The 9953-nt window shown below is 60.6% G+C and carries 10 protein-coding genes and 1 pseudogene; 7 read left to right on the top strand and 4 right to left on the bottom strand.

What is annotated here, in order from left to right; all coding sequences use genetic code 11:
- The 4 genes from tkt to fba form a co-directional block, all read left to right on the top strand.
- Positions 1 to 1999: transketolase (gene tkt, locus JNK99_RS11345; protein ID WP_291852978.1), on the top strand; the 1999-nt coding region annotated here is incomplete at its 5' end.
- Between the two features lie 21 nt (positions 2000 to 2020).
- Positions 2021 to 3019 carry a type I glyceraldehyde-3-phosphate dehydrogenase gene (gene gap / locus JNK99_RS11340; RefSeq protein WP_291852975.1) on the top strand — a complete coding sequence of 333 codons (999 nt, stop codon included), beginning with the start codon at positions 2021 to 2023 and terminating at the stop codon, positions 3017 to 3019.
- A 463-nt stretch (positions 3020 to 3482) separates the two neighbouring features.
- On the top strand, positions 3483 to 4922 hold the full coding sequence (pyk, locus tag JNK99_RS11335) for a pyruvate kinase (RefSeq protein WP_291852972.1): 1440 nt from the start codon (positions 3483 to 3485) through the stop codon (positions 4920 to 4922).
- Between the two features lie 118 nt (positions 4923 to 5040).
- Positions 5041 to 6105: a class II fructose-bisphosphate aldolase gene (gene fba, locus JNK99_RS11330; protein WP_291852969.1), complete on the top strand. Its 1065-nt coding sequence runs from the start codon at positions 5041 to 5043 to the stop codon at positions 6103 to 6105.
- A 451-nt stretch (positions 6106 to 6556) separates the two neighbouring features.
- Here the strand turns inward: fba and JNK99_RS11325 are convergent, their stop codons facing one another.
- The 4 genes and pseudogenes from JNK99_RS11325 to JNK99_RS11310 form a co-directional block, all read right to left on the bottom strand.
- Complete coding sequence (locus JNK99_RS11325) at positions 6557 to 6979, bottom strand: VOC family protein (RefSeq protein WP_291852966.1); 423 nt, start codon at positions 6977 to 6979, stop codon at positions 6557 to 6559.
- A gap of 32 nt (positions 6980 to 7011) precedes the next feature.
- Positions 7012 to 7458: an SRPBCC family protein gene (locus JNK99_RS11320; protein ID WP_291852963.1), complete on the bottom strand. Its 447-nt coding sequence runs from the start codon at positions 7456 to 7458 to the stop codon at positions 7012 to 7014.
- A 788-nt stretch (positions 7459 to 8246) separates the two neighbouring features.
- Positions 8247 to 8530: pseudogene (locus JNK99_RS11315) on the bottom strand (type II toxin-antitoxin system YafQ family toxin).
- Positions 8517 to 8780 carry a type II toxin-antitoxin system RelB/DinJ family antitoxin gene (locus tag JNK99_RS11310; protein WP_291852960.1) on the bottom strand — a complete coding sequence of 88 codons (264 nt, stop codon included), beginning with the start codon at positions 8778 to 8780 and terminating at the stop codon, positions 8517 to 8519. The pseudogene JNK99_RS11315 and the gene JNK99_RS11310 overlap by 14 nt, the downstream one beginning before the upstream one ends.
- 292 nt (positions 8781 to 9072) lie before the next feature.
- Here JNK99_RS11310 and JNK99_RS11305 point away from each other — a divergent pair, with 292 nt between their 5' ends.
- The 3 genes from JNK99_RS11305 to JNK99_RS11295 all read left to right on the top strand — a co-directional run.
- On the top strand, positions 9073 to 9342 hold the full coding sequence (locus JNK99_RS11305; protein WP_291852957.1) for a DUF4160 domain-containing protein: 270 nt from the start codon (positions 9073 to 9075) through the stop codon (positions 9340 to 9342).
- An 11-nt stretch (positions 9343 to 9353) separates the two neighbouring features.
- A complete protein-coding gene (locus JNK99_RS11300) occupies positions 9354 to 9590 on the top strand; it encodes a DUF2442 domain-containing protein (RefSeq protein ID WP_291852954.1) in 237 nt (78 codons plus the stop codon).
- Between the two features lie 105 nt (positions 9591 to 9695).
- Positions 9696 to 9953, top strand: a 258-nt coding sequence (locus tag JNK99_RS11295; protein ID WP_291852951.1) for a transposase, incomplete at its 3' end; no start/stop codon positions are given.

Here is a 9953-nt window from a genome sequence, read left to right as displayed (position 1 = left end):
TCGGCAAAACATCGTGCCCACTACGTTTACCCCCTTGACCAGTGTCATCCGCGCCCTTGCCATGGACGCGGTGCAACAAGCCAACTCCGGTCACCCAGGTATGCCGATGGGAATGGCCGAAATCGCGGAAGTCCTCTGGCGCCGCCACCTGCGCCACAACCCGGCCAATCCCCAGTGGCCAGATCGTGATCGTTTCGTGCTCTCGAATGGCCACGGGTCGATGCTGGTCTACGCACTGCTGCATCTCACCGGCTATGATGTTTCGATCGACGATCTGAAAAAGTTTCGCCAGTTTCGCTCGAAAACCCCGGGACATCCGGAAGTCGGACATACCCCGGGCATTGAAACCACCACCGGGCCGCTTGGTCAGGGTCTCGCCAACGCCGTCGGCATGGCGATTGCCGAGCAGATTCTCGCTGCCGAGTTCAACCGCCCGGAACACGAGATCGTCAACCACTCGACCTATGTCTTTCTCGGCGATGGCTGCCTGATGGAAGGCATTTCGCATGAGGCCTGCTCGCTTGCCGGGACGCTCGGGCTGGGCAAGCTGATCGCCTTCTACGACGACAACGGGATTTCCATCGACGGGCATGTCGATGGCTGGTTTACCGACGATACGCCGAAACGATTCGAAGCCTATGGCTGGCAGGTGATTGCCGGCGTCGACGGGCACGACTGCCATGCGATCGACAACGCCGTACTCGCCGCGCGCACCGACCACACGCGGCCGAGCCTGATCTGCTGCAAGACACGCATCGGACTCGGCTCTCCGAACAAGGTGGGCAGCCACGAGGTACACGGCGCGCCGCTCGGAGCGGCCGAGATTGCCGCCACTCGCGACCATATCGGCTGGCTACACGAACCTTTCGAGATTCCCGTCGAGGTCCAGGCGCAATGGGACGGCAGGGTTCGCGGAAACGTCTTCGAGACCAACTGGAGAACGCGTTTGGCGGCTTATGCGGTGGTCTTCCCCGAGCTCGCTGCCGAGTTCTCACGCCGCATGCGCGGCGAACTGCCGGCTGACTGGAGCAACGGCGCCGCACAGACCCTTGCCGGGATCGCGGCCAAGGGCGAGAACATTGCCACCCGCAAGGCGTCGCAGAACGCGATCGCCGCCTTCGCACCGCTTTTGCCCGAACTGATCGGCGGCTCGGCCGATCTCGCCGGTTCCAACCTGACGCTATGGCAAGGTTCGAAGGGCATCAGCAGGAATCAGGGTGGCAATTACCTCTACTATGGCGTGCGCGAGTTTGCCATGACGGCGATCGCCAACGGCCTTGCGCTGCATGGCGGCCTGCTCCCTTATACCGCCACCTTCCTGGTGTTCTCGGACTACGCGCGCAACGCCATCCGCATGGCGGCACTGATGAAGCTGCGCCAGATCATGATTTACACCCATGATTCGATCGGTCTCGGCGAGGATGGGCCGACACACCAGCCGGTGGAACACCTTGCCTGCCTGCGCCTGATCCCCAATGTCGATGTCTGGCGTCCCGCCGATGCCGGTGAGACGGCGGTAGCCTGGGTGGCCGCGGTCGAGCGCAGCGATGGACCGACGATCCTCGCGCTCTCCCGGCAGAATCTGCCGGCCGTCAGCGGTGCCGTCGCGCCGGCGATCATGCGCCGCGGGGCCTATGTTCTGGCTGACTGTGCCTTGCCCCGGGTGGTCTTGATCGCTACTGGATCGGAGGTCGGGCTGGCACTCGAGGCGCAAGGGGTGCTTGCCGATGAGGGTATCGCGGTACGGGTGGTGTCGATGCCCTGCGCCGAGGCGTTCGACCGTCAGGAAGCCAGCTACCGGGAGACCGTTCTGCCGCGGACTGTTCCCCGTGTGGCCATCGAAGCGGGCGTCAGCAGTTTCTGGTTCAAATACGTCGGACTTGATGGTGCCGTCATCGGCATCGATCGATTTGGAGAGTCGGCACCCGCCGGCCAGTTGTTTGACTTTTTCGGTTTCACGGTGGCCAACGTGGCCAGGGTCGTGAGATCACTGTTGTAATTTCTCAAGGAGACCGTTTCAATGACTATCAGGGTAGGCATCAATGGATTCGGCCGCATCGGCCGCATGGTTTTCCGTGCTGCAGCCAAGCATTTCCCGGATATCGAGGTGGTCGGCATCAACGACCTGCTCGAGCCCGACTATCTGGCATACATGCTCAAGTATGACTCGGTGCATCGCCGTTTCGAGGGCGACATCTCGGTCGACGGCAACACGCTGGTGGTTAACGGCAAGAGAATCCGTCTGACTGCCGTCAAGGACCCGGCAGAACTGAAGTGGGACGAGGTGGGTGCCGACGTCGTCGTCGAATCGACCGGTCTCTTCCTGACGCTCGATACGTGCCAGAAACACATCGCGGCAGGCGCCAAAAAAGTGATCCAGAGCGCACCCAGCAAGGACGATACGCCGATGTTCGTGTTCGGTGTCAATGACCAGACCTACGCTGGCCAGACGATCATCTCGAACGCTTCCTGCACGACCAACTGTTTGGCGCCGGTGGCCAAGGTGCTCAACGACAACTGGGGTATCAAGCGCGGCCTGATGACCACGGTGCATGCCGCCACCGCCACCCAGAAAACGGTCGATGGCCCGTCCAACAAGGACTGGCGCGGTGGCCGCGGCATTCTCGAGAACATTATCCCGTCCTCGACCGGCGCCGCCAAGGCGGTTGGCAAGGTCATTCCCGAGCTGAACAAGAAACTCACCGGAATGGCCTTCCGCGTTCCGACTTCGGATGTCTCGGTCGTCGACCTGACCTGCGAACTGAGCAAGGAAGCCACCTACGAGCAAATCTGCGCCGCCATGAAGGCGGCCTCCGAAGGTCCGATGAAGGGCATTCTCGGCTACACCAACGAGAAGGTTGTGGCGACCGATTTCCGTGGCGAGAGCTGCACATCGGTGTTCGACGCCGAAGCCGGCATGGCTCTCGATGGCACTTTCGTCAAAATTGTCTCGTGGTACGACAACGAGTGGGGCTACTCCTGCAAGGTGCTGGAGATGGTCCGTGTAATGACTCGCTGATTGGCAGTCCGGGGCGCCTGCGGGCGCCCCGCAGCTACCCCGCTTTCAGCAGACGAGCTGGTTCCTGTGGACTCTGGGTGTGGGCACTGCGCTGCTGGAGTTGGTGGCGACCGCCATCGAGCGAGTTCGGCTTCTGTAGTTTGATCGCAGCCCGGTAATGGGCGGCGGCAGAATGAAGCATCCCCACGTTGTGCGACGGCCAACGACCGCGGGGTGCCATGTCCGCGTGCCCGGTCTGCCGGCAGTGCTGGCCGCTCACGGCAGCGGAGCGCGAGTCGGCCAAGCACTCTGACGACACGAGGGAAGTGATATTTTTCCCGTCGCGTTGTTGCCATCCGCTGGGGTTCAGGTACGCTCAGCGTGGGTTGCCGCGAGTGTTGGCGAACCTGGCGAAGCAGTCGACCCGATCTGACGAGAGCGCCTCGGGTGTCCGCAGGAGTCCCTGTGCAAGAAGAGGAGAACCATGTCACGAGATACCAAGATCGTTGCCACGCTCGGTCCCGCGTCATCCGGCAGCGAAGTCCTGGAACGGATGTTTCGCGCCGGCGTCGATGTCGTGCGCCTCAATTTTTCCCATGGCAAAGTGGCGGATCACGTGGAACGTGCCCAGATGGTGCGCGAGGTGGCAGCCCGCATGGGGCGACCGGTGGGCATCCTCGCTGACCTGCAGGGGCCAAAGATCCGCGTCGGCAAGTTTGCCGATGGCAAGGTCTGGCTCGAGAAAGGCGCAGCTTTCGTCCTCGACGCCAGGTGTGAGATGGGCAATGGCGAGCGCGTGGGTCTTGATTACAAGGACCTGACGCGTGATGTTTCCGCGGGCAGCGTCCTGCTGCTTGACGATGGCCGCATCGTGCTCGACGTCGAGCGCGTCGTCGGTTCCGAGATCTTCACCGTCGTCCGGCACGGCGGCGAGTTGTCCGACAACAAGGGGATCAACCGCCAGGGTGGCGGTCTCTCGGCTCCCGCACTGACCGCCAAGGACATGGACGACATCCGTACCGCGGCCGGCATCGGCGTCGATTTCGTGGCCGTTTCCTTCCCCAAGAGTGCGGCCGACATGTACATGGCCAAACAACTGATTCACGCTGCCGGCGGGCAGGCGCAGACCATCGCCAAGATCGAGAGGGTGGAAGCAGTGGCGGCGCTCGAGGAGATCATCGCGGCCTCCGACGGCATCATGGTGGCGCGCGGGGATCTCGCCGTCGAAGTCGGCGATGCCGCCGTTCCGGCGCTGCAGAAACGCATGATTCATCTGGCCCGCGAGAAGAACAAGCTGGCCATCACGGCAACCCAGATGATGGAATCGATGATCCTTTCGCCGGCGCCGACCCGTGCCGAAGTCTCGGACGTCGCCAACGCCGTGCTCGACGGAACCGATGCCGTGATGCTTTCCGCCGAGACAGCGTCCGGCAGGTACCCGGTCGAAACGGTCGAGGCGATGGCACGCATCTGCCTGGCAGCGGAGCAGTCGGCCGAAGTGACGCTCGACAGCGCATTTCTCAATCAGGTGTTTACGCGGATTGACCAAACCATTTCACTGGCTGCGATCTGGACGGCTCACCACCTCAAGGTGAAGGCCATCGCTGCCCTTACCGAGTCGGGCGCCACCGCCCTGTGGATGAGCCGCCTCAACTGCGGCGTTCCGGTTTACGCACTGACCCCGCGACCCGAAGCAGTGACCAAAATGAGCCTTTATCGGGCGGTCTTCCCCCTGTTCATGACACAGCGGCCGACGACGCGCGACGAACTGCTGCGCGACGCCGAACAACTGTTGACCGACGCGGGAATCGTCGAGAAGGGAGATTTCATTGTCCTCACCGCAGGTGACCCGATGGGAACCAGCGGTGGCACCAATACGCTGAAGATCGTTCGCGTCGGGGATCAACAACCGTACAAGGTCTGACCGTACCGTCACGCCGCCCTCCGGGTTCGGAGGACGTACTGTGCAATCATTTTTTGGGAATCGGCAGCAGCCGTTTTCCGTGCCCGGCCAAACGGGCAAATCACTGGAGAAATCAATCATGCCAATCGTATCGATGCGTCAGTTGCTCGACCATGCTGCCGAGAACGGCTATGGTCTTCCCGCTTTCAACGTTAACAACATGGAGCAGGTCTGGGCGATCATGGAAGCCGCCGCGGAAGTGGATGCGCCAGTGATCATGCAGGCCTCTGCCGGCGCCCGCAAGTACGCTGGCGAGCCCTTTCTGCGTCATCAGATCCTGGCAGCTCTCGAAGCTTATCCGCACATCCCGATCGTCATGCATCAGGACCACGGTCAGTCGCCGGCCGTGTGCATGGCGGCGATCCGCTCCGGCTTCTCGTCGGTGATGATGGACGGCTCGCTGATGGCCGACGGCAAGAGTGTCGCCTCGTATGAATACAACGTCGAGGTGACCAGCAAGGTGGTCGATTTCGCGCACGCCATCGGCGTCTCGGTCGAAGGCGAACTCGGTGTTCTCGGTTCGCTCGAAACGATGCGCGGCGACAAGGAAGACGGCCACGGCGCAGAAGGCACGATGACTCGCGAGCAGTTGCTGACCGACGTCGAACAGGCGGCCGACTTCGTCCGGCAGACCCAGTGCGACGCACTGGCCATTGCCATCGGCACCTCGCACGGCGCCTACAAGTTTACCAAGAAGCCGACCGGCGACATTCTTGCCATCCAGCGCATCAAGGAGATCCATGAACGCATCCCGGACTGCCATCTCGTGATGCACGGCTCATCTTCGGTGCCGCAGGAACTGCTCGCCGAAATTCGTGAGTTCGGCGGTGACATGAAGGAGACCTACGGCGTGCCGGTCGAAGAGATCGTCACCGGCATCAAGCATGGGGTGCGCAAGGTGAACATCGACACCGACATTCGCCTGGCGATGACCGGCGCGATCCGCCGTTACTTTGCCGAAAACCCGTCCAAGTTCGATCCGCGCGACTACCTCAAGCCAGCGCGCGAAGCGGCCAAGAAGATCTGCCGCGCCCGCTTCGAGGCCTTCGGTACCGCCGGCCAGGCGAGCATGATCCAGGTCATCCCGCTTGAAAGGATGGCTGCGCGTTATGCCAGCGGTGAACTGCAGCAAACCGTCCGCTGATTGACAGGCGACTGCCGCGGCACTCGAACGGAGTGCCGCGGTTTCATTCCGGATCGGTCGTGAGGACCGTTCCTCCCATCCGGCGGCTCGTGCCCACCCCTTGCACGAGCTGTCGAACGACGAGTCTGACGGGCGTCCGACACCCCCTGGGTGTGTCGACGCCGACGCTCGTTTCTCACCACGACTCGTCGACCTTGTCGCAGGTGCGCAAGAACTTCGCCACTCTCGGCGCGCCACGCGACTGTCGCCAATGCATTCGCCGCGCGGTCGGCCGACTGGCTGCGCGCCATCCCGGGTGCAACGGCACTCCTGATTGGCGCTGTACTTCAGCCAGTCGGCGCCAAAGTCTCCGTGTACTGCTGGCCCGTCGTGACGGCGGCGCGAATCAGATGTGGCAGGATGACCTTGAGATCGAAGTTCAGAAAAGCCGCTGTTCAAGGGCTGATAGCGCCTAGTCCTTCGGCAATAACTGGGGGTTCCACACTACCTCCCACAAATGACCGTCAGGGTCTTGAAAGTAGCCCGCGTAACCGCCCCAGAAGGTGTCATGGGCAGATTTCACGATAGTCGCTCCGGCAATCTTCACCTCCGCCATAATCACATCGACCTCTGCCCGGGACGCGACATTATGTCCGAGGGTGAACTCGGTGGGAGCCGGGATTCCCGGAGGGATGCCCGTATCGTGAGAAATGCTCTGGCGAGGCCAGATTGCGAGTTTCACTCCTGCCTGTAGGTCGAAGAAGGCCACTGCGCCATTCTCGAACTCTTTCCCGATGATGCCTTCGGTTTTCAGACCAAGGCCATCTCGGTAAAACTGGAGCGCACGTTCAAGGTTATCAACGCCAAGGGTGATAACGCTGACTCGTGGTTTCAAGGTTCGCTGTCCTTTGGTTGCCTTCGGTTGCGCTAGGCCGGAATTTCCGGTTCAACAAGATTAGCGAGTTGCGCAAGTGACTCCTGCCAACCGAGATAGCACATTTCCAGCGGAATTACTTCGGGTAATCCTTCCTGCACTATGTGCAATTCTGTTCCGCAAGAGACCGGTTTCAAGGCCACGGTGACCTGAATTTCACCAGGCAAGTTTGGATCGTCAAACCTGTCGGTGTATCGAATCAGTTCGCCTGGCACCAGTTCTCGATACTCTCCGCCGAACGAGTGACCTTGGCCCGTCGAAAAGTTCTCGAACGACATCTTGAAGGCTCCCCCCACTCTGGCATCCAGGTGCTCGACCTTGCAGGTGAAACCGTACGGTGGTAACCACTTGGCCAGCGCGCCGGCATCCAAGAACGCGCGGTAGACCTTCCCCGGCCTTGCCCGGAGCACGCGATGAAGTCGGACAGTGCCTGTAGTCATGATCAGTTCTCCTTCTGGACACGCGCAACGCCTGGGTTGGGCGCTTGCCGTCTTCATATGGCGCCAAGAAACGGTGACAAGCAGCACGTCGTTACAAAGTGCATCAGCATATACTCTGGGGGAGGCGCGAATGGCTGCCTTGTCGAAACATCGAGAAGGACCAGAGAAGACTGATAGTACGCATTTGACACCAAGGGTGCCAAGTTTCTCTTTCCGCAGATCTCGCCGGAAATCGCGGCAGCCGTTTCTGTACCGGCTCGGATTGTCTGGACACGGTATTGCAACTCAGGCCACCTTTCGCATGGGATAAGCCTGACGGGCTTCGAGAAAGGGGGGACAGAAAGGGGGGACAGACCACGTTTTCGGAGAAAGGGGGACAGACCACGTTTTCTGCTATGGTGGTGGCGAAGTTGGGGTCAGGTCTAGCTTTTTGCCTTCCGCAATCGGGGTTAGCTGCCTGCTCAGAGGCCTACCGGGTTTGGCGCACCGACCACGAAAATGTTTCGCGGCGCCAGGCTGTGGATAAGCGGACAGTGCGCAGTCGGACTGCGTCCTCCTGGCGCACCGGCCCACTTGCCGTGGACAACGCTGCGCGTTGCCCACGGCGCGGGCCTCCGCCCACTTACCCACAGCCTTCGACCACCACGAGTTCATGAAACACCTGAAGACCAAAAACTCACTTCTCGGGAAGATACAAGGCCTTGCTTCTGAACCAGTTCCCCCGAGCAGTCGCAGCCAGCCAGGGGCAACGTTCCAAAATTCCTGAGCTGAAGAGTGGAACTTGTTGCTCACAGGCCAAGCTCGCTATGCGACCCGAGGCGGACGATCTGCAAGGCATTGTCGTTGGGCTTGCGGTAAATCAACACCAGATCGGGCTTGATGTGGCAACCGCGGTGTGGTCTTTCCAGTCGCCAATCAGCGCGTGATCGCGGTGCTTTTCGGCCAGAGGCTGGTCATTCGCCAAGGCGGTAACAATGGCGACGAACTTGCTTGCCAGCGTCTCACGATGGGGGCTTTTGCTCTTGCGCTTGTAATCGCGCCTGAACTGGCCGGTTTGCTCAATCGACCGCATTCAGGTCGGCCATCAGATCCTCGACGGTGGCGAACGACTTCAATCCACCACGGCGCGCCTCCTTCATCGCCTCGATAGTGACGGCGTTCGGCACCAGTGGTTCGAACGGCAGTGCTTTATCGTGGGCGACACGGGTCAAGAGGATCCGGAAGGCGTCTGACACGGTCAATCCCATCGCTGCCAGTACGGCGGTCGCCTCTTCCTTGATGTGCTCGTCGATACGGGCACGCACAACAGCATTCGTTGGCATTGCTTGTTCCTCGAAGTTAGCGGACTACATTGTAGCCCAGGACAGCAGACAAAGGCACAGGCAGCCGGGGTCTAAAATTGAAAAGGTGAAAAGGGGGACAGGCCACGTTTTCTGTTTTAGTCGGTTTTCGTTGGTTGTGCAGTCAGAAAGTGAGGCGAAGATGCCAAGGCGAGCACGAGAGCATTATAGGGGACAGAACCCGATTATCTTGCCTTCCCCAGCCCGCCGTGACATCATCGTCGCGGCGTTACGGGGATCTACTGTGCCCGGCGTTCCACGAGGAGGGTGAGCCTTGCCAACGATCAGCATGTTCTATGGCATCTTGGTATCGATGTACGCACTGGATATCGAGAAACACCACGCTCCTCACATACACGTTCGCTACAACGAGTTTAAGGTTGTCCTTGGCATTCCTGAAGGTGATGTGCTCGAAGGAAGCCTTCAGGCCCGCCAGATGAAGCTCGTCCAAGCGTGGATCGAGCTTCACCGCGACGAGCTGATGGCCGACTGGCTGCTTGCTTCCAGCGGTCAGACGCCTTACAAGATCGATCCCCTGCGCTGAAGGAGATGGCCATGACACCCGATGTCGTCCGCGTCAGACTGCTGCCCGACTATCAGCTCGAGGCGGAGTTCGCTACGGGGGAATGGCGTGTGTTCGACATGCGGCCGTACCTGGCTTATCCCGCATTCGCGGCCCTCACGGAGGGCTCGCTGTTCATGAAGGCCCATGTCGTCCTCGGAACCGTCGCGTGGACCGACGAGATCGACATCTCGCCGGATACCTTGTATTTGCGCGGCCTTCCCGTGTGATGACAACGTAGCACGATAGCGGGGCATTAGGAATAAAGGGGGACAGACCACGTTTTTTGCTATAGTCGGTTTTCGTTGGTTGTGCGGTGAGAAAGTGAGGCGAAGATGCCAAGGCGAGCACGGATTGTTGCTGCAGATACCCCCCTTCATGTGATCCAGCGGGGGATCGATCGGGGCGCGTGCTTTTTTTCAGAGGACGACTTCCGGTTCTATCTCGAGGCGCTTGCCACTGCCGCGTCCTCGGAAAACGTCGCGGTCCACGCGTATGTTCTGATGACCAACCACGTTCACCTGCTCGTCACCGGCGAGGCGCCCGATGGCATCTCGAACTTGATGAAGAGGTTGGGGCAATGCTACGTTCAG

It is taken from the genome of Accumulibacter sp., from assembly GCF_016789985.1.
GTDB lineage: Bacteria > Pseudomonadota > Gammaproteobacteria > Burkholderiales > Rhodocyclaceae > Accumulibacter.
This window is presented reverse-complemented; position numbering and strand designations above follow the sequence as displayed.